This window comes from Methylobacterium sp. E-066 (assembly GCF_022829635.1).
Taxonomy (GTDB): domain Bacteria; phylum Pseudomonadota; class Alphaproteobacteria; order Rhizobiales; family Beijerinckiaceae; genus Methylobacterium.
Genome location: NZ_JAKSYO010000055.1, coordinates 53,856 through 71,034 on the forward strand (window position 1 = coordinate 53,856; position 17,179 = coordinate 71,034).

At 68.9% G+C, this 17,179-nt stretch carries 19 protein-coding genes; 9 read left to right on the forward strand and 10 right to left on the reverse strand.

Annotated features, from left to right (window positions below; genetic code table 11):
* Nucleotides 1-27 precede the first annotated feature (27 nt).
* Together MKL20_RS06720 and MKL20_RS06725 are read right to left on the reverse strand one after the other, a co-directional pair.
* The gene (locus tag MKL20_RS06720) at nt 28-378 is read right to left on the reverse strand and encodes a hypothetical protein (protein ID WP_244036027.1); all 351 of its coding nucleotides are present in this window, start codon (nt 376-378) and stop codon (nt 28-30) included.
* A gap of 104 nt (nt 379-482) precedes the next feature.
* A complete protein-coding gene (locus tag MKL20_RS06725) occupies nt 483-1,454 on the reverse strand; it encodes a polyprenyl synthetase family protein (RefSeq protein WP_244036028.1) in 972 nt (323 codons plus the stop codon).
* 123 nt (nt 1,455-1,577) lie between these two features.
* On the opposite strand from MKL20_RS06725, the gene mtgA reads away from it, so the two are divergent.
* Nucleotides 1,578-2,273 carry a monofunctional biosynthetic peptidoglycan transglycosylase gene (mtgA, locus tag MKL20_RS06730; protein ID WP_409568121.1) on the forward strand — a complete coding sequence of 232 codons (696 nt, stop codon included), beginning with the start codon at nt 1,578-1,580 and terminating at the stop codon, nt 2,271-2,273.
* 5 nt (nt 2,274-2,278) lie between these two features.
* Here the strand turns inward: mtgA and MKL20_RS06735 are convergent, their stop codons facing one another.
* On the reverse strand, nt 2,279-2,833 hold the full coding sequence (locus MKL20_RS06735; RefSeq protein WP_244036030.1) for a hypothetical protein: 555 nt from the start codon (nt 2,831-2,833) through the stop codon (nt 2,279-2,281).
* A 218-nt stretch (nt 2,834-3,051) separates the two neighbouring features.
* Between MKL20_RS06735 and MKL20_RS06740 the strand changes: the two genes are divergently transcribed.
* Nucleotides 3,052-3,672, forward strand: a complete 621-nt coding sequence (locus MKL20_RS06740; protein WP_244036031.1) for a hypothetical protein — start codon at nt 3,052-3,054, stop codon at nt 3,670-3,672.
* Nucleotides 3,673-3,958: 286 nt separating this feature from the next.
* Here the strand turns inward: MKL20_RS06740 and MKL20_RS06745 are convergent, their stop codons facing one another.
* Nucleotides 3,959-5,197, reverse strand: a complete 1,239-nt coding sequence (locus tag MKL20_RS06745; RefSeq protein ID WP_244036032.1) for an argininosuccinate synthase — start codon at nt 5,195-5,197, stop codon at nt 3,959-3,961.
* 204 nt (nt 5,198-5,401) lie between these two features.
* On the opposite strand from MKL20_RS06745, the gene MKL20_RS06750 reads away from it, so the two are divergent.
* The 7 genes from MKL20_RS06750 (at nt 5,402) to MKL20_RS06780 (ending at nt 12,273) form a co-directional block, all read left to right on the forward strand.
* A complete protein-coding gene (locus MKL20_RS06750; RefSeq protein WP_244036033.1) occupies nt 5,402-6,028 on the forward strand; it encodes a 2-hydroxychromene-2-carboxylate isomerase in 627 nt (208 codons plus the stop codon).
* Nucleotides 6,029-6,123: 95 nt separating this feature from the next.
* On the forward strand, nt 6,124-6,819 hold the full coding sequence (locus tag MKL20_RS06755; protein ID WP_244036034.1) for a DsbA family protein: 696 nt from the start codon (nt 6,124-6,126) through the stop codon (nt 6,817-6,819).
* A gap of 217 nt (nt 6,820-7,036) precedes the next feature.
* Nucleotides 7,037-7,609, forward strand: a complete 573-nt coding sequence (locus MKL20_RS06760; protein WP_244036035.1) for a F0F1 ATP synthase subunit delta — start codon at nt 7,037-7,039, stop codon at nt 7,607-7,609.
* A 55-nt stretch (nt 7,610-7,664) separates the two neighbouring features.
* Nucleotides 7,665-9,200, forward strand: coding sequence for a F0F1 ATP synthase subunit alpha (gene atpA, locus MKL20_RS06765; RefSeq protein ID WP_244036036.1), 1,536 nt, complete (start codon nt 7,665-7,667; stop codon nt 9,198-9,200).
* Between the two features lie 159 nt (nt 9,201-9,359).
* Nucleotides 9,360-10,250 (forward strand): F0F1 ATP synthase subunit gamma, encoded by an 891-nt coding sequence (locus MKL20_RS06770; protein ID WP_244036037.1) that lies wholly within the window; start codon nt 9,360-9,362, stop codon nt 10,248-10,250.
* 42 nt (nt 10,251-10,292) lie between these two features.
* Entirely contained in the window at nt 10,293-11,750 is a 1,458-nt protein-coding gene (gene atpD / locus MKL20_RS06775) for a F0F1 ATP synthase subunit beta (protein ID WP_243971563.1), read from the forward strand.
* A gap of 121 nt (nt 11,751-11,871) precedes the next feature.
* Nucleotides 11,872-12,273: a F0F1 ATP synthase subunit epsilon gene (locus MKL20_RS06780; protein ID WP_243971566.1), complete on the forward strand. Its 402-nt coding sequence runs from the start codon at nt 11,872-11,874 to the stop codon at nt 12,271-12,273.
* On the opposite strand, the gene MKL20_RS06785 is transcribed toward MKL20_RS06780, so the two are convergent.
* From MKL20_RS06785 to MKL20_RS06810, 6 genes are all read right to left on the reverse strand, one after another.
* Nucleotides 12,270-13,520, reverse strand: a complete 1,251-nt coding sequence (locus MKL20_RS06785; RefSeq protein WP_244036038.1) for a CCA tRNA nucleotidyltransferase — start codon at nt 13,518-13,520, stop codon at nt 12,270-12,272. The two genes, MKL20_RS06780 and MKL20_RS06785, sit on opposite strands and share 4 nt — an antisense overlap.
* On the reverse strand, nt 13,517-13,774 hold the full coding sequence (locus tag MKL20_RS06790; protein WP_244036039.1) for a DUF6111 family protein: 258 nt from the start codon (nt 13,772-13,774) through the stop codon (nt 13,517-13,519). The genes MKL20_RS06785 and MKL20_RS06790 overlap by 4 nt, the downstream gene beginning before the upstream one ends.
* Before the next feature lie 127 nt (nt 13,775-13,901).
* On the reverse strand, nt 13,902-14,549 hold the full coding sequence (locus MKL20_RS06795; protein WP_243971572.1) for a CoA pyrophosphatase: 648 nt from the start codon (nt 14,547-14,549) through the stop codon (nt 13,902-13,904).
* Nucleotides 14,546-15,130 carry a DUF1285 domain-containing protein gene (locus MKL20_RS06800; RefSeq protein ID WP_244036040.1) on the reverse strand — a complete coding sequence of 195 codons (585 nt, stop codon included), beginning with the start codon at nt 15,128-15,130 and terminating at the stop codon, nt 14,546-14,548. Before MKL20_RS06800 ends, MKL20_RS06795 begins: the two co-directional genes overlap by 4 nt.
* A 298-nt stretch (nt 15,131-15,428) precedes the next feature.
* Nucleotides 15,429-16,640: an SMP-30/gluconolactonase/LRE family protein gene (locus tag MKL20_RS06805; protein ID WP_244036041.1), complete on the reverse strand. Its 1,212-nt coding sequence runs from the start codon at nt 16,638-16,640 to the stop codon at nt 15,429-15,431.
* A gap of 79 nt (nt 16,641-16,719) precedes the next feature.
* Nucleotides 16,720-17,145, reverse strand: a complete 426-nt coding sequence (locus MKL20_RS06810) for a PaaI family thioesterase (RefSeq protein WP_244036042.1) — start codon at nt 17,143-17,145, stop codon at nt 16,720-16,722.
* Between the last annotated feature and the right edge of the window lie 34 nt (nt 17,146-17,179).

Below are 17,179 nucleotides of genomic sequence, written 5' to 3' on the forward strand. Positions count from 1 at the left end.
CCGGGAGCGGCGGCCGGCCCAGCAAATCTACGAGGTCTGTTGGGGCTGCCGGTCGCCGTTGCGTTCCTGTTGGCTCCGTACCCCAGGTAGGTCGGGGGCCGGCTGCATGATCTTGGTCATCAGCAGCCGATGGGGCGCCGGGCCGGCCAGGAGCTGAATCGCCTGCGGCTCGGGCGGCGGCGGCGGAGTCGGCGCGGGAGCCTGACGCTTCGGCTTCTTGGGCGCTGGCATCGCCGAGAAGCCGACGCACAGCACCAGGCACGACAGCCCGGTCACGACGCCCTCCACGGTCGGGTCCGGATGGGTCATCAGGTAACCGAGCCCGCCGAGCCCCGAGCCGGCGGCCAGGATGCGGGATAGGGACGGATACGAGGGCATGCCCGACACTCGGGCCTGCGTTCTTGCGGGTCGGTCAAACCGACCCGTTCAATTGTCGCGATCCGGGCCAGCTCTGTCCTGGGCGCATAGGGGCGCCGGACGGCTCAGGTCTTGCGCGCCACCGTGAAGCGGGCGGCGTCCCGCAGGGTCCGCGCCTTCTCGCCCCAGAGCGCCACCGCGTCCTCGCAGACGCCGACCAGGCGGTCGCACTCGGCCCGGGCGCCGTCGAGGCCGAGGCGGTCGACCAGCGTGGCCTTGCCGGCGTCCTTGTCCTTGCCGGTGGCCTTGCCCATCGCCTCCGGGGAGGCCTCCCGGTCGAGGATGTCGTCGGCGATCTGGAAGGCCTGGCCGAGCGCCAGCCCGTAGCGCAGCAGCGCCGCGCGCTGCTCTTCATCCGCGCCGCCGACGATCGCGCCCGCTTCGACCGAGAAGGCCAGGATCGCCCCGGTCTTCATCGCCTGCATCCGCAGGGTGTCGTCCACGTCCATGGTGGCGGCACCAAACCGCCCCTCGGCGGTGAGGTCGAGGAGCTGGCCGCCGACCATCCCGCCGAGCCCGGAGGCGCGGGCGAGCCCGAGCACCAGGTCGGCGCGGATCCGCGCGTCGGGCTGCCAGGTCGGGTAGGCGACGATCTCGAAGGCCAGCGTCTGCAGGGCGTCGCCCACCAGGATCGCCGTTGCCTCGTCGTAGGCCTTGTGCACCGTCGGCTTGCCGCGGCGCATATCGTCGTCGTCCATGGCCGGCAGGTCGTCGTGGACGAGGCTGTAGCAATGCACGAGCTCGACCCCGGCGCCGGCCGCGAGCGCCGCGGCCTCAGAACCGCCGAGCATCCGGGCGGTCTCGATGGCGAGGAACGGGCGCAGGCGCTTGCCGCCGCCGAGCACGGCGTGCCGCATCGCCTCCATCAGGCGCGGCGGCCGGGCAATCTCGCCGGGGCCGACCTCGGGTCCGAGGCGGTCGACCAAAAAGGTCTCGACCGCCTCGGCGACCTGCGCGAGCCTGTGGGAAAACTCGTAGGCGGGGGTGCCAGCCTTGACCGAACCGGTCTGAGCCTGCGTTGAGGAAGTCGAGGTCATCGGGCGCTGCGTCCGGTCTTGGCCTGGCGAAATCAATCGGGCGTCGCTTTGCGCGGAGATGAAATCACGTTCGACCGAACCGGACCCAGGCGGAACGCGGCAGCGCGCGGCGTCCCACGAGACTTGCCACGCGCTCGCCCAAGGCGCTCTCGCCGTGTGCGCCGGATCGTGGGAGCGCTTCTGCTGCTCCCCGCCGCCGGATTCATCTTCACGCTCACGCTGGCGCTCGTCTATAGCGCGGTGACGCCGCCGTCGACCCTGATGCTCGGACGGTGGTTGACGCTTCAGCCCGTGAGCCGCGATCCGGTGCCGCTCGCCGCGATCGCGCCGGTGCTGCCGCAGGCGGTGATCGCCTCGGAGGACCAGCGCTTCTGCCTGGATTACGGCGTCGATTTCGGGGCGATCCGCGAAGTCGTGGAGGACGAGGATTCGCCGAGCCGGGGCGCCTCGACCATCGCCATGCAGACGGTGAAGAACGTCTTCCTGTGGCCGGGCCGCTCCTACATCCGCAAGGTTCTGGAGATTCCCCTCGCGCTGGCGCTCGACGCCCTCTGGGGCAAGCGGCGGATGATGGAGATCTACCTCAACGTCGCCGAGTGGGGCGACGGCATCTACGGCGCGCAGGCGGCGAGCCGTCATTGGTTCGGCAAGGATGCGAGCCGGCTGACCCGGAGTGAGGCGGCCCTCCTGGTCGCCGTGCTGCCGAACCCAATCACCCGCAGCGCCGGCCGCCCCTCCCCCGGGGTCCGCCGCCGCGCCGCGCAGATCCAGGCCATGATGGGCCAGATCGAGGGGCTCACGGGCTGCCTGCGACGGTAATTTTTTTACGATCCGGCGCTCGATGGCTGTTCGCTGGCGCTTTTGATCGACGCGAGGGTGCGCCGGCGCACGAGGCCGCTGACCGGGCGGATCAGGAGCCAGTAGGGTGTGAACTTCAGGCGCGCGGCGCGGCTCGCGCAGGACACGCGCGTCTCGGTGACGAGCCGGGTCCGGCCGTCGGGATCGCGCCGCGCCGTGAAGGCCAGGGCGAGCTTGGCGGCGTGGGCCGCATCGAACGCCAGGAATGCGGCGCCGTCGGCGATCGGCTCCAGGCCGAAATCCGGGCGCCAGAACCGGCCGACCAAGCCGTAGACGATCTCGCTCTCGCTCCGGCCGAGGAGCGTGAACTCGTGGAATCCGAACGGCGCCCGCAGAGCCTCCGGCTTGCCGAGGAGGCGCATCGGCAGCTCCCGCAGGCCGATCATGAGCCGAAAGAACCGGTCCGAGTCCGGGCGATAGGCGACGACGCTGTCGAGGATCGCGGCCGGTTCGGCGGCCACCAGGCAGGCATGCGTCTCGCTGAACTGGTAGGTCGGCAGGTATCGGTCGAGGAGGCGCATGCCGGAGTCAGGCGGTGTTCGCTGGAAGCGTTCGAGCCGATCGACCCGCGCCGTCATACGGTGGAACCAGCCATGAGCGTCCCCGACTCGCGACATCCGAACCCGATACAGGTTGATCGGACGGCATGCGGACGCAAGCGCTGTCTACGGCGGTAGCAGCCGCCGAATCGGCTCTGTAAGAGGAGCGCCAGATCCGCCACACCTGGGACCCACCAACAATGAACGACGCCGTCTACGACCTCACCCTCGAGCGCATCGCCCTGATCCGCCGGATGGTGGTCGCCTGGAACGGCGCCGAGCCCGGCGCGCCGATGATTCACCCGGAGGCGCCCTACGGCAGCCACGACCGGGACGGCGACATCGCCAACGTCACGGGGGACGATGACGGCGCCGAGGAAGAGCACCGGGCGCTGGAGGATGGGCTGGCTGTGTTCTCGCAAAACGCCGTGCTGAAGCCCGGCCGCTACCAGTACCACAATCCGCTGGCGAAGCTCGATTGCGCGGCGATCACCGACGTGTTCCGGGATGCCGCCACCGGCGAGACGCCGGAACATATCACCTTCGCTGTGACGGACGAGCACCTCGCGCTGATCCCGCGGCTCAACCACGTCTGGGACGAGGCCCACGGCGTGCCGCGCATCGATCCGGACCGGCCCTATGGCGGGACGGAGCCGTACACCCGCGACATGGGCCGCCATCTCGGCGGTGCTTCCGATGAGGACAGCCTGGCCCGGCTCCATCGCGAGATGCAGCCGGCCTTCCAGATCTTTCTGCGCTATGCCGATCTCGGGCCCGGCGCGTTCCGCCGGAATGCCGCATCGGTCTGGGAGCCCGCCTGAGCGCGCGCCGCCGAGGCGGTCACCAGTCCGGCGTAAGCGAGCGCGTCACATCGAAGACATGGAAGCCTGTCTCGCGACGTGGTCCCGGTCGGAGACGGTTCTGATCGCCGGAGATCCCAGTCTCTTCCCTCATCCTGAGGTGCTGCGCAGCAGCCTCGAAGGAGCCCTCCAGGGATCCCGTGGCTGGCTGGAGGCCTCCTTCGAGGCCCGCTTGCGCGGGCGCCTCAGGATGAGGGAGAGTGGGAAGGACCGGTCAAATAGGCTCTGGACGCCGGCTTCGGGACGCTCAGGCGTCCCGCTTCTTGCGCTGCGCCAGGGTGCGCAGCCGGAGCGCGTTGAGTTTGATGAAGCCCGCCGCGTCGCGGTGGTCGTAGGCGACGGCGCCTTCCTCGAAGGTCACGAGGTCCTGGTCGTAGAGGGAGTTCGGGCTCTCGCGGCCGATCACGTGGACGCCGCCTTTGTAGAGCTTCAGCCGCACCGTGCCGGTGACCTTCTCCTGGCTCTTGTCGATCAGCGCCTGGATCATCTCGCGCTCGGGCGAGAACCAGAAGCCGTTATAGATCAGCTCCGCATATTGCGGCATCAGCTGGTCCTTGAGGTGGGCCGCGCCGCGGTCCAGCGTGATCGACTCGATCGCCCGGTGGGCTGGCAGCAGGATCGTGCCGCCCGGCGTCTCGTACATGCCGCGGCTCTTCATGCCGACGAAGCGGTTCTCCACGAGGTCGAGCCGGCCGATGCCGTTGTCGTGGCCGAGCTGGTTGAGCTTGGCCAGCAGGCTCGCGGGCGACAGGGCCTCACCGTCGATCGAGACCGCGTCGCCCTTCTCGAACCCGATGGTGACGATGGTCGGCGTGTCCGGCGCCTGCTCGGGCGAGATCGTCCGGGAGAAGACGTAATCCGGTACCTCGACGGCCGGATCCTCCAGCACCTTGCCCTCGGAGGAGGCGTGCAGCAGGTTGGCGTCCACCGAGAACGGGCTCTCGCCGCGCTTGTCCTTGGCGATCGGGATCTGGTGCTGCTCGGCAAACGCGATCAGCTGCTCGCGCGAGCGCAGGTCCCATTCGCGCCAGGGGGCGATCACCGTCACGTCGGGCTTGAGCGCGTAATAGCCGAGCTCGAACCGGACCTGGTCGTTGCCCTTGCCGGTGGCGCCGTGGCAGACCGCGTCGGCCCCGAGCCGCTCGGCGATCTCGATCTGCTTCTTGGCGATCAGCGGCCGCGCGATCGAGGTGCCGAGCAGATAGACGCCCTCGTAGACGGCGTTGGCCCGGAACATCGGGAACACGTAGTCCCGCACGAACTCCTCGCGCAGGTCCTCGATGAAGATGTTTTCCGGCTTGATCCCGAGCAGCTCGGCCTTGCGGCGGGCGGGCTCCAGTTCCTCGCCCTGGCCGAGATCGGCCGTGAAGGTGATGACCTCGCAGCCGTAGGTGGTCTGCAGCCACTTCAGGATGATTGAGGTGTCGAGGCCGCCGGAATAGGCCAGCACCACCTTCTTCACGGGGCTCTTCGCGGGATCGGACATGCTGGTTCCGGAACTGGTGCAGGGTGTCGGCGGCTTATCGCGGGCATCATCGGCCTGCAACCGGCGTGCCGCTTCGCGCGTAGCCTGTTGCCGGACGATCGACAGCGTTTCGCCTCATGACGGCCTTGCGGCCGTGTGAGGCACGGCGCGGCGCGGGCATTGCCTGATCCCCGCAGCACGAAGAGCATCGGAGAAGCGAAGTCCATGGCGCGCCAGCCAACCCTGGAGTTCTGGTACGAATTCGCCTCCTCGTATTCCTACCTCGCGGCGATGCGGATCGAGGCCGCCGCCGCCGAGGCCGGGGTCGCGGTACGCTGGCGGCCGTTCCTGGTCGGGCCGCTGTTCGCGTCGCAGGGCTGGACGACCTCGCCGTTCAATCTCTATCCGGCCAAGGGCAAGAACATGTGGCGCGACGTGGAGCGCGAGGCTGCCCGCCTCGGCCTGCCGCCGCTCACCCGGCCGGCACAGTTTCCCCAGAACAGCCTCAGCGCGGTGCGGGCGGCGGTCTACGGCCACGACCAGGATTGGCTGGTGCCGTTCTCCAAAGCGGTCTTTTCCGCGAGCTTCGCCGAGGGGCGCTCGATCGCCGAGCCGGCCGCCGTGGTCGAGATCCTCGATTCGCTCGGGCTCGACGGCACCCAGACCATCCGCGCCGCCGCCGGCGAGGCGAACAAGACCCGGCTGCGGGTCAGCGTCGAGGAGGCGCGCTCCCGCGGCATTTACGGCGCCCCGACGTTCCTGGCCGATGACGGCGAGCTGTTCTGGGGCAACGACCGCCTGGAACAGGCCCTGGCCTGGGCGGTGGGCGACCGCCCGGCCGGGATCCGGTAGGGCGGCGTTCACGGACCTGCGCCATCACGGCCATGAGATCCCGCGTGCCGGCTCAGCCTCGGCCAAAACGACCCCTTCTGTCCCGGACGGTATTCATGGTGCTGACGCGTCGTCACCTCATCGCGGCTGCTGCGGCCGGTGCTGCCTTCAGCGCCGGGCTCGGGCGGGCCGCCGCCCAATCCTACGGCCAGCGTGTCCCCGTCACCGGCGATGACGGACGCGCCGTCGCGAACTCGATCCTGCCGGGTGAGATCACCGGGCAGATCCCGGGCCTGCGCGGCGTCACCTATGCCGGTCCGCGCGAGGCCCAGACCACCCTCTACGAGTTCTTCGACTTCAACTGCCCCTACTGCCGCAAGGCTGCCGCCGACGTGGTCGCCCTGCACGATTCCGATCCGGACCTGCGCATCGGCCTCGTCAACAACCCGATCCTGTCGCCGCAATCCGCCCAGGCCGCCAAGGTGATGCTGGGGGTGCAGCGCAAGCTCGGCTCGGTCGCCGCCTGGAATTTCTACCGGACGCTGCTGAGCAAGCCCGGCCGCATCGATGGGCCCGGCGCGCTCACGGCCGCGGCCACTCTTGGCATACCGCAGGCGGAGGTCGAGGAGATCGCCGACAGCGAGGAGGTCCGGCTGGCGCTCAAGAGCCAGATGCGGATGGCGGCCGATCTCGGCCTCTACGCCACGCCGTCCTACGTTCTCGGCAACAGCGGCATCCTCGGCCATCCTGGTGCCAACGCCATGGCGAAGATGGTCGCCAGCACCCGGCGCTGCGATCGGCTGGCCTGCTGAGGCACGCTGCGTCACACTTCTGCCGCCGTATCGCGCAGAGCCACCCCGGTCCGTGTTGCGTGCGGCCATGCTGACATGCTAGGCGGTCGCCGCGCCACAAGGGCTGGTCCTCGACCCGTCCCCGTTGCTGGCGCGATCCCACGTCCCGTACGGTCTCCGCACCGCGTTCCCGGCCGGAGCGCGCGGAGCGGGCGGGCAACAGAGAAGAGAGCGACGGGTGGCGCAGAACGGTTCCGAGGCTGGTCCCCTGGTCGCAGGCGTGGCGGGCCGGTACGCTTCCGCCCTTTTCGAGCTCGCGCGCGACGAGCGCCAGATCGATGCCGTCGCCGAGGGACTCAATCAATTCGATGGCCTGCTGAAGGAGAGCGCGGACCTGCGCCGTCTCGTCCGCAGCCCGGCCTTCACGCCCAACGAGCAGGAAGCCGCCATCGGCGCCGTGCTCGACCGCGCCGGGATCGGCGGCCTCGCCGGCAACTTCATCCGCCTCGCGGCCTCGAATCGGCGGCTCTTCGCCCTTCCGGGCATGATCACCGCCTTCCGGTCGCTGGTGCAGGATTCCAGGGGGATCGTCCGCGCCGAGGTGCGGGTGGCCGAACGGCCGTCCGACGCCTTGGTCGAGGAGATCAAGGCGTCGCTCCGCGACGTCGCCAAGGCCGAGATCGATCTCAACCTGGTCATCGACCCGAGCTTGATCGGCGGCCTCGTCGTCCGCATGGGCTCGCGCATGATCGACGCGTCCCTGAAGACCAAGCTCAACGGTTTCCGCCTCGCGATGCAGACCGCGCGGTAAGCGCGCCTCATCCGATCCGAACAAGCACTGACGATTTAGCGACAGAGGCCCGAGTATGGACATCCGCGCCGCCGAGATCTCCGCGATCCTGAAGGACCAGATCAAGAACTTCGGCGAAGAGGCCGAGGTCTCCGAGGTCGGGCAGGTCTTGTCCGTCGGTGACGGCATCGCCCGCGCCTACGGCCTCGACAATGTCCAGGCCGGTGAGATGGTCGAATTCGAGTCGGGGGTGCGCGGCATGGCGCTCAACCTCGAGCAGGACAACGTCGGCATCGTGATCTTCGGCTCCGACCGCGAGATCAAGGAAGGCCAGACCGTCAAGCGCACGGGCTCGATCGTGGACGTGCCGGTCGGCAAGGCCCTGCTCGGCCGCGTGGTCGACGGCCTCGGCAACCCGATCGACGGCAAGGGCCCGATCGCCTCCACCGAGCGCCGTCGCGTCGACGTGAAGGCGCCGGGCATCATCCCGCGCAAGTCGGTGCACGAGCCGATGGCCACGGGCCTGAAGGCGATCGACGCCCTGATCCCGGTGGGCCGCGGCCAGCGCGAGCTGATCATCGGCGACCGCCAGACCGGCAAGACCGCCATCGCCCTCGACACCATCCTGAACCAGAAGCCCGGCCATGCTGCCGGCGGGGACGAGGCGTCCAGGCTCTACTGCATCTACGTCGCCATCGGCCAGAAGCGCTCCACGGTCGCCCAGTTCGTGAAGGTGCTGGAGGACCAGGGTGCCCTGGAATACTCCATCGTCATCGCCGCCACCGCCTCGGACGCCGCGCCGATGCAGTTCATCGCGCCGTTCGCCGGCTGCGCCATGGGCGAGTATTTCCGCGACAACGGCATGCACGCCGTGATCGTGTATGACGATCTCTCCAAGCAGGCCGTGGCCTACCGCCAGATGTCGCTGCTGCTGCGCCGCCCGCCGGGCCGCGAGGCTTACCCGGGCGACGTGTTCTACCTCCACAGCCGCCTGCTCGAGCGCGCCGCCAAGATGGGCGACGCCGCCGGCAACGGCTCGCTGACCGCCCTGCCGGTCATCGAGACCCAGGCCAACGACGTCTCGGCCTACATCCCGACCAACGTGATCTCGATCACCGACGGCCAGATCTTCCTCGAGACCGACCTGTTCTACCAGGGCATCCGTCCGGCGGTGAACGTCGGCCTCTCGGTGTCGCGGGTGGGCTCCTCGGCCCAGACCAAGGCGATGAAAAAGGTCGCCGGCAAGATCAAGGGCGAGCTGGCGCAGTACCGCGAGATGGCGGCCTTCGCGCAGTTCGGCTCCGACCTCGACGCCTCGACCCAGCAGCTCCTGAACCGCGGCTCGCGGCTCACCGAGCTCCTGAAGCAGCCGCAATTCTCGCCGCTGAAGATGGAAGAGCAGGTCGCGGTGATCTACGCCGGCGTGAACGGCTACCTGGACAAGCTCCCGGTGAGCAAGATCCGCGCCTTCGAGGACAGCCTGCTCAGCACGCTGCGCACGAAGCATCAGGACCTGCTCAGCGCCATCGCCACCTCGAAGGACCTGTCGGACGAGAGCGCCGGCAAGCTGAAGAGCGTGGTCGAGGGCGTGGCCAAGTCGATCGGCAACTGATCGGACAGCCACAACGGTGACCTCTCCGCCTTCGGTGGGGAGGATCGGGATGGAGCTGGTGCCGCGGGCACTGTCGGCCGCCATACCCGGCACCGCCCACCTTCGGCTCCTCCCCGCTCGGGGGAGGAGAGGCCCTGGAACGGATCTGGACGCGGCCCGATGGCAAGTTTGAAGGACCTGCGCAACCGCATCACCTCGGTGAAGGCGACGCAGAAGATCACCAAGGCCATGCAGATGGTCGCCGCCGCCAAGCTGCGCCGGGCGCAGATGGCCGCCGAGGCGGGCCGTCCCTTCGCCGAGAAGATGGCCCAGGTGCTCGGCAACCTCGCGGGCAATCTCGTCGGCGGCGTCGGCGCCCCCAAGCTCCTCTCCGGGACCGGCGCCGAGCAGACCCATCTCTTGGTCGTCTGCACCGGTGATCGCGGCCTATGCGGCGCGTTCAACTCTTCGATCGTCCGCCTGGCGGTCCGGGAATACATCCAGAAGCTCACCGCCGCGGGCAAGACCGTCAAGATCATGACGGTCGGCAAGAAGGGTGCCGACCAGCTGCGCCGCCTCTACCGTGACCAGATCGTCGAGAGCATGGATATCCGCGGCAACCGCCCGGTGGATTACGAGTTCGCCGCCGAGATCGCCGACAAGATCCTCACCCGCTTCGAGGCCGGCGAGTTCGACGTCGCGACGCTGTTTTACTCCGAGTTCCGGTCGGTCATCTCGCAGATCCCCACGGCGCAGCGCCTGATCCCGGCGGAGCTGCCCGAGGCCGACACGTCCGCGAAGAGCGCCAACGGCAACGCCGCCCTGGAATTCGAGCCCTCCGAGGAGGCGATCCTGGAGACGCTGCTGCCGAAGAACCTCACCGTGCAGGTCTACCGGGCGCTGCTGGAGAACGCCGCGTCCGAGCAGGGTGCGCGCATGAGCGCCATGGACTCGGCCACCCGCAATGCGGGCGAGATGATCAAGAAGCAGACGCTGATCTACAACCGCACGCGTCAGGCCATGATCACCAAAGAACTCATCGAGATCATCTCGGGCGCGGAAGCTCTCTGAGGCTCCGCGATCTGAACGCACAGCTTGAAGGGTAGGTTTACGATGGCGAACACCGCACTCCCCGGCGCCGGCTCCAACAAGGTCGGCAAGATCACCCAGGTCATCGGCCCCGTGGTCGACGTCCAGTTCGACGGGCACCTGCCCGAAATCCTGAACGCCCTGGAGACCAAGAACAACGGCGCCCGCCTCGTCCTCGAGGTTGCCCAGCAACTCGGTGAGAGCACCGTCCGCTGCATCGCCATGGACACGTCCGAGGGCCTGACCCGCGGCCAGGAGTGCACGGATACCGGCGAGCCGATCAAGGTGCCGGTGGGCATGAACACGCTCGGCCGCATCATGAACGTCATCGGCGAGCCGATCGACGAGCTCGGCCCGGTGGTGTGCGACACCTACCGCGCCATCCACCAGCCGGCCCCGTCCTACGCCGACCAGTCGACCGAGGCGCAGATCCTCGTCACCGGCATCAAGGTGGTGGACCTGCTGGCCCCCTACTCCAAGGGCGGAAAGGTCGGCCTGTTCGGCGGCGCGGGCGTCGGCAAGACCGTGCTGATCATGGAGCTGATCAACAACATCGCCAAGGTTCACTCGGGCTACTCGGTGTTCGCCGGCGTCGGTGAGCGTACCCGCGAAGGCAACGATCTCTATCACGAGATGATCGAGTCCAAGGTGAACGTCGACCCGAAGGAGCATGGCGGCTCGGCCGAGGGCTCCAAGTGCGCCCTGGTCTACGGCCAGATGAACGAGTCGCCGGGCGCCCGCTCGCGGGTGGCGCTCACCGGCCTGACCATCGCGGAGCAGTTCCGCGATGAGGGCCAGGACGTGCTGTTCTTCGTGGACAACATCTTCCGCTTCACGCAGGCGGGCTCCGAGGTGTCGGCGCTTCTCGGCCGTATCCCGTCGGCCGTGGGCTATCAGCCGACGCTGGCCACCGACATGGGCGCCCTCCAGGAGCGCATCACCACCACCACCAAGGGCTCGATCACCTCGGTGCAGGCGATCTACGTGCCGGCCGACGATCTGACCGACCCGGCGCCCGCCGCCTCGTTCGCCCACCTCGACGCCACGACCGTGCTGTCGCGCTCGATCGCCGAGAAGGGCATCTACCCGGCGGTGGATCCGCTGGACTCGACCTCGCGCATGCTGTCGCCGGCGATCCTGGGCGAGGAGCACTACGACGTCGCCCGCCGCGTCCAGCAGACCCTGCAGCGCTACAAGGCGCTCCAGGACATCATCGCGATCCTCGGCATGGACGAGCTGTCCGAGGAGGATAAGCTCACCGTCGCCCGCGCCCGCAAGATTGAGCGTTTCTTCTCGCAGCCCTTTACGGTGGCCGAGGTGTTCACCGGCTCGCCGGGCGTGCAGGTGCCGTTGGAAGACACCATCAAGGGCTTCAAGGGCCTGGTGAACGGCGATTACGACGACCTGCCGGAAGCCGCCTTCTACATGGTCGGCACGATCGAGCAGGCCCAGGAGAAGGCCAAGAAGCTGAAGGCCGCGTAAGGCGTGGCATCCCCTCCCCCTTGCGGGGAGGGGTCGGGGCTCGGCGCTGCCGTCCGAGCCACCTCCACCTTCGCCCCGCGATGGGGCGGAGAGCGTGTTGCGGTTCCGGGATCGTCCTGAGATGGCCACCTTCCACTTCGATTTCGTCGGCCCCGAGCGGACGCTGTATTCCGGCGAGGTGACCGCCGTTCAGCTGCCCGGCACCGAGGGTGAGATGACCGTGATGCCGGGCCACGCCCCGGTCCTGACCTCGCTGCGGGTCGGCGTCATCGTGATCACCGAGAGCCAGGGCAGCGGCAAGCGGATCTATGTCCGCGGCGGCTTCGCCGATATCGGCCCGACCGCCGTGACGGTCCTCGCGGAGCGCGCCGCGCCGATCGAGGAACTGACGCACGACTCCCTCGACAAGGATATCGAGGCGGCCGAGCTGCAGCGCGACGCCACCGAGGATCTGCAGAAGCGCGAAGAGCTGAACGGCCAGATCGTCCAGCTCCAGGAGACCAAGGCCCTCCTCAAGCTTTAATTTTGGGTTCGGCGCGCGCTTTCGAGCGCGCGCTTGAGCAACTCGGCGCGCGAATCGGCTCCGGTCGGGCATCCGCGTTCCAGCCAGAGCGCCCGGGCCGCTGCCAGTCCCCGGCCGATGGCCGGCCCGGTGGGCAGTCCGGCCGCCACCAGATCCGCCCCCGTGAGCGGAAAGCGCGGTGCGCTCCCCTCCCCACCCAGAACCTGAAGCGCTCGCCGGGCCTCGTCCTCTCGGACAGGCCGGGGCTCGCCGGCCAGGATCGCCAGCGTGTCGTTCAGCAATGGAAGCCCGTGCTCGGCCGCGAGCGCCCGGGCCGCTGGCGCATCGATGACCGCTCGGCCGTGGAGATCCGCCAGCGCGTCCGCGTAGCCGGTGAGATGTCCATGCTCCTGCTTCGACAGGCGCAACCGATCCCGCAGCCGATCCGCGTCGTGCCGGCCGCCGACCGAGAGCGCTGCGAGCCGCATCACCGGTGCGAGCGTGGCGGCCATCGCCCGCTCCAGCCGTCCGAGTTCGCCGATGCCGCCGGTGATCCGCTGGAGCAGACCCGTCGCGCTCAGGGTGCCGATCATCGGCAGGCCGCCTTGAGCGGCCAGGAGCTTCAAAAACTCCGACCGGACCCGTTCGCGGGACAGCCGGTCCAGGGCATCCCGGGCGGCCACGCAGGCGGAGAGCGCCGCGGCATCCGGCTGACCGGCGCCGAAGCGCGCATGGAAGCGGAAGAACCGCAGGATCCGTAGGGAATCCTCGCGGATGCGGGTGGCCGGATCGCCGATGAACCGGACTCGCCCGGCTTCGAGATCGGCCAAGCCCCCGACCGTATCGTGCAGGCGCCCGTCTGCCCCAAGGGAGAGGGCGTTCACAGTGAAATCGCGCCGCTCGGCATCCCGGGCGAAGTCGCTGCCGAAGCGCACCACCGCGTGGCGGCCATCGGTCTCGACATCCTCGCGCAGGGTCGTGACTTCGATCGGCCCGTCCTCGGTGACCAGGGTGATGGTGCCGTGCTCGATCCCGGTGGGTACCGCCTTCAGGCCCGGTGCGGTGCGGGCGGCGGCGATCACCGCGTCGGGCAGCAGCGTGGTCGCAAAGTCGATATCGGCGGATTGACTCCCGAGCAGCGCATCGCGCACGCAGCCGCCGACCAAGCGGGTCTCTGCGCCCGGCCGATCCAGGGCCGCGAGTGCCCGGCGCACGCCCGGCTGGGCGAGGAGGGCCGCCAGCGCGCCATGATCGAGCGTCTGCGTCACTTGAATTCGCCCGGTACCAGGCGGCCGTTCTCCATGTGGGTCGGCACGTAGCCGCCGGCCCGGCGCTCCGAGAACAGGCCCTCGTAGACCAGCGTGCCGATCACCACGGCGAGGCCGGCCAGCACCAAGCGGACGATGTGCGCGTCCCAATGCACCCGGCGCAGCGGGTTGCGGCCGACCAGCACGAGGTAGACCATGAACAGCGCGAAGGGGATGAGGAAGAGGCCGAACTCTTCGGTGAGGCGGCGCAGCATGACGGTGTGTAGCCTTATCCCGCAGGGTCAGCGCTGGAGCGAGCGGCTGTTTTTCGTGACCGACAGCCCGTTCCAACACCGTGTCATCGCATGAGGCGTCCGAAAGACCGGATTCCTCTTTGCCGCATCACGCGCTCGTCTCCGGATAGAGGCGCTCCCGGAGGTTGTTCAGGATCCCGGCGGTGACGCCCCAGATAAGCCGGTCCTCGAAGGTCACGGCATAATACCGGCGCGGCCGTCCCTGCCAGACCCGGGCATGCAAAACGTAGCGGTCCCGATCCATCAGCACCGCCAGCGGCACCTCGAACACGTCCGCCACCTCGGTGGGGTTGGGCGTGAACGTGGCCTCCGGTCCGACGACGCCGATCACCGGCGTCACCAGGAACCCGGTGCCGGACAGGTAGGGATCGAGATAGCCGAGCAACCGCACCGAATCGGGCGGCAGGCCGATCTCCTCGTGAGCCTCGCGCAGGGCCGCGTCGGCCGGTCCCGGATCAGCCGGATCGATCTTCCCGCCGGGCAGCGCGACCTGCCCGGAATGGTCACGCAGGTTGGCCGCGCGCTGGGTCAGCACCAGGCGCGGTCCGGCCGGACGGAACACCACCGGCACCAGCACCGCGGCCCGCCGGTGCGGCGGCGGCGGGATTACGGCGCTGCCGTCCGGGTCGAGGCTGTGGTCGCCGCGGGGATTCGAGGTCGGGTCGTCCGGGCCCGGCGGGTCCGGGGACAGGTGGCACGCGGCACGGGCGAGGAAATCGGCGCGCGTGTCGCTCACGCGGCCTCGGCCGGGGCGATTGGGTGGAAGGTGCCGCCGGCCCAGAGGCCGAGCCACGGCCGCCCCTCGACCGAGCGTTCCTCGGCGAGATCCACCAGATCGTAGGTGAGCGCCCGGGTCACCAGCGCCCAGAGCCCGCGCCGGACATGGAGATAGGGCTTCAATGCCCCGTCCGGGCCCTGCTCGAAGCGTAGGGCATGCTCGGGATCGACGCTGACGAGGTCGTCGACATTGGTCCTGAACGAGATCCGCCTGCCCTCCCCCGTTCCGTCGACCGCCATCTCCACGGCCACGAAGGCGGCATCCTCCACGGTGATGCCGACGCTCTCTACCGGGGTGACCAGTACGACCCGCCCGTCCGGCTCGCGCCGCAGGATCGTGGCGAACAGCTTGACCAGCTTCTCCCGGCGGATCGGGGAGCCGTTGTGGTGCCAGGTCCCGTCCGCGGCGATGCGGATATCGATCATCCCGCAATAGGGCGGATCCCATTTGTCCACGGGCGGCAGCCCGCGCTTGGGCAAGTCGCCCAGGGCCGCGCTCAGGCGGCTCAAGGTCGGGTCTGGGGCGGGATCCTGGCTCATGCCTGTTACAGATAGCGCCCCGGAGGTCCGGCAACCACGGTTGGATTGCTACTCTTGCCCTGGCCATCGCCTTCACCGCCCCGGCGAGCGCGGGACGGTTTGACGGATATCCCATCCTCGGCCTCATCCTGAGGAGCGAGCGCAGCGAGCCTCGAAGGAGCCCTCCAGGGATCGCGCGGCCAGCTGGAGGCCTCCTGCGAGGCCTTCGCTTCGCTCCGTCGCCTCAGGATGAGGGATTGGATTGGATAGAGTCCGCGAAGAAGCCCCCGACAGGGGAGCCTACCCTGACCTTCCCCGCTCAGGCCGGTCCGGCCCCCTGCGTGTTTACGTACACCGCGTAGAGCGACTGGCTCGCGGTCATGAACAGGCGGTTCCGCTTCGGGCCGCCGAAGGTGAGGTTGCCGCAGACCTCCGGCAGGCGGATCCGGCCGATCAGCTTGCCCTGCGGATTCCAGACCGTGACGCCGTTATAGCCGACAACGCGGCCCGCATTGCTCGCCACCCAGAGGTTGCCGTCGACATCGGTCCGCATCCCGTCAGGGCCGCATTTCACACCATCGACGACGCAATCCGAAAACAGCCGCTTGTTCGAGACGGCGGCACCGATCCCGATATCGAAGGCGTAGATCTCGCCCTTGCCACCGGGGCCGGTATCGCCCGGGCCCTTGCCGGTGGAGGACAGGTAGAGCGTCTTGTGGTCGGGCGAGAAGCACAGGCCGTTCGGGTTCGGCACCTGCGCGTCGTTGAGCACCTGATCGATCCGGCCGGTCGGGTCGATCCGGTAGAGCGCGTTGGGGAGCGCGCGCTTGTTCGTCCGGAGACCGGCCGGCTGGCCGAGCCGCGGATTGAGGTGGCCCTGCGGGTTCGACGGGCCGCCGGCCTCGTCGGGCGTTCCCTCGTACAGCTGGCCGCCATAGGGCGGATCGGTGAACCAGTACGCCCCGTCGGCGTGCTGCTCGATGTCGTTGGGTGAGTTGAACGGCTTGCTGTCGAAGCTGTCAGCGAGGATCGTGGCGGAGCCGTCGAGCTCGTAGCGCACCACGCGCCGGGTGATGTGCTCGCAGGAGACCTGCCGGCCCTGACGGTCGAAGCTGTTGCCGTTGGAGTTGTTGCTGCGGCCGCGGAAGATGCCGACATGGCCGTCCTCCTCCAGCCACCGCATCTGCCGGTCGTTCGGGATGTCGCTCCAGATCAGGAAGCGGCCGAGGCTGTTCCAGGCCGGCCCTTCGGCCCAGAGCGCGCCGGTCCAGAGGCGGCGGATGGCGCTGTTGGGGACGATGTAGCGCTCGAAGGACGGATCGACCGTGATGACGTCGGGATCGGTGAAATAGGTGGTCGGCGACGCGCCGGGGCGGAAGTCGCGCGGCGGGTTGGTCACGGTGCTCGGCGGCTCGGGCTGTCCGAACGCGCTCGTGGCGGACACCAGGGCCGCGCCCGTCCCCGCAAGCATCGCCCGCCGGGACGGCAACGTGCGCCCGGTCTTCGCCGCATCATCCCGCGGTTGCCGCATGATTTTCCTCCCCCTGTGTCGACCGATCGTCGATCTAACTCTTGGCGATCGCCGCATTATGACGGGGACGATCTTGGGATCAACCGGGCTTGCGTCGCAAAATCTTCCAGACTCCGTCGGCCGAAGCCACGAGGCGCTTGCCCTCCCGGACATCGCCGCGCATGAACACCAGGGAGCCGGTGCGCTTGACCACCTGGGGATGCACTTCGATCCAGTCGCCGAGGCGGCCGACATCGATGAACTTCATCTCAAGCTGGATCGTGACGCAGTTGGCGCCGTCGGCGGCCCGCATCGCGGTCTCGCCGAGCGCCCGGTCGGCGAAGCTCATCAGCATGCCGCCATGGACCACGCCGATCAGGTTGGCATGCTTCTGCTCGGCCCGGAACGCGTAGGCGCCGTCGGAATCGCGGACGTGAAGCGGACCCACGTGGGCGATGAAGCCCTGGTCCTCCACCGCCGTCCAGCCCTCGGATGCGGGATCGAAGTTTTTCGGATCGGTCATCATGGGGGTCGCATCCGTCCTGTCGTTGGGGTGGGCC

Coding starts and splice junctions, on each gene's coding strand:
- MKL20_RS06735 (WP_244036030.1), bottom strand. CDS start 2,833: ATGCGCCTCCTCGACCGATACCTGCCGACCTACCAGTTCAGCGAGACG.
- MKL20_RS06770 (WP_244036037.1), top strand. CDS start 9,360: ATGGCAAGTTTGAAGGACCTGCGCAACCGCATCACCTCGGTGAAGGCG.
- MKL20_RS06805 (WP_244036041.1), bottom strand. CDS start 16,640: ATGCGGCAACCGCGGGATGATGCGGCGAAGACCGGGCGCACGTTGCCG.
- MKL20_RS06720 (WP_244036027.1), bottom strand. CDS start 378: ATGCCCTCGTATCCGTCCCTATCCCGCATCCTGGCCGCCGGCTCGGGG.
- MKL20_RS06740 (WP_244036031.1), top strand. CDS start 3,052: ATGAACGACGCCGTCTACGACCTCACCCTCGAGCGCATCGCCCTGATC.
- MKL20_RS06780 (WP_243971566.1), top strand. CDS start 11,872: ATGGCCACCTTCCACTTCGATTTCGTCGGCCCCGAGCGGACGCTGTAT.
- MKL20_RS06745 (WP_244036032.1), bottom strand. CDS start 5,197: ATGTCCGATCCCGCGAAGAGCCCCGTGAAGAAGGTGGTGCTGGCCTAT.
- MKL20_RS06800 (WP_244036040.1), bottom strand. CDS start 15,130: ATGAGCCAGGATCCCGCCCCAGACCCGACCTTGAGCCGCCTGAGCGCG.
- MKL20_RS06725 (WP_244036028.1), bottom strand. CDS start 1,454: ATGACCTCGACTTCCTCAACGCAGGCTCAGACCGGTTCGGTCAAGGCT.
- atpD (WP_243971563.1), top strand. CDS start 10,293: ATGGCGAACACCGCACTCCCCGGCGCCGGCTCCAACAAGGTCGGCAAG.
- MKL20_RS06750 (WP_244036033.1), top strand. CDS start 5,402: ATGGCGCGCCAGCCAACCCTGGAGTTCTGGTACGAATTCGCCTCCTCG.
- MKL20_RS06810 (WP_244036042.1), bottom strand. CDS start 17,145: ATGATGACCGATCCGAAAAACTTCGATCCCGCATCCGAGGGCTGGACG.
- MKL20_RS06790 (WP_244036039.1), bottom strand. CDS start 13,774: ATGCTGCGCCGCCTCACCGAAGAGTTCGGCCTCTTCCTCATCCCCTTC.
- atpA (WP_244036036.1), top strand. CDS start 7,665: ATGGACATCCGCGCCGCCGAGATCTCCGCGATCCTGAAGGACCAGATC.
- MKL20_RS06755 (WP_244036034.1), top strand. CDS start 6,124: ATGGTGCTGACGCGTCGTCACCTCATCGCGGCTGCTGCGGCCGGTGCT.